General features: G+C 42.2%; 1 pseudogene. It reads left to right on the top strand.

Annotation, left to right across the window (positions count from 1 at the left end):
* Nucleotides 1–186: 186 nt before the first annotated feature.
* Nucleotides 187–872, top strand: a pseudogene (locus tag A3735_RS26660) (polyribonucleotide nucleotidyltransferase); the annotation flags it as partial.

Here is an 872-nt window from a genome sequence, read left to right as displayed (position 1 = left end):
ATCACGCTTAGTTGTTTGTGCAGCTAAGGTAAATGTAAAAGTGCTTTGTTAGAAGGCCGTAAAGTTTTATGTCTGAGTGTTTTTTCTGAGCTCGTTCTTCAAAGAAGTAAGAACACTGAGACGTAAAGCTTTTAGTCCTTGTCATTTAGCGAAGCTAAATCAAAGAAAATAAATTAAGGAGCCGATGTGAATCCGGTTATTAAAAAATTTAAGTACGGTAAGTCAGAAGTTACAATCGAAACAGGCAGAATCGCTCGTCAAGCAACAGGTTCTGTATTAGTCACAATGGACGATATCGCAGTATTGGTTGCGGTAACAGCAGCTAAACAAACTGCGCCAGGCCAAGACTTTTTCCCATTATCTGTTTTCTACAACGAGAAACAGTATGCGATTGGTAAAATCCCAGGTGGTTACATCAAGCGTGAATCGCGTCCTTCTGAAAAAGAGACGCTAACTTCTCGTCTAATTGACCGTCCAATTCGTCCGTTGTTTCCAAATGGTTTCATGAACGAAGTTCAGGTTGTTTGTACTGTTATGTCAGCAAACAAAACTGACAACTCAGATATCGCAGCGATGATCGGTACTTCTGCTGCGTTGGCTATCTCAGGTGTTCCGTTCAATGGTCCTATCGGTGCAGCACGTGTTGGCTTTACTGATGAAGATGGTTATTCACTTAACCCAACAAACGCTGAGTTGGAAGATTCGTTATTAGACATGGTTGTAGCGGGCACCAAAGACGCAGTATTGATGGTTGAGTCTGAAGCAAAAGAAATGACTGAAGACGAAATGCTGGGCGCTGTTTTGTTTGCTCACCAGGAAATGCAGGCAATCGTTACTGCTGTAACCGAGTTTGCTGAAGAAGTAGGCACTGA

It is taken from the genome of Oleiphilus sp. HI0061, from assembly GCF_001635675.1.
The sequence above is the reverse complement of the archived record's forward strand: the minus strand, read 5'-3'. Positions and strand labels throughout refer to the sequence as shown.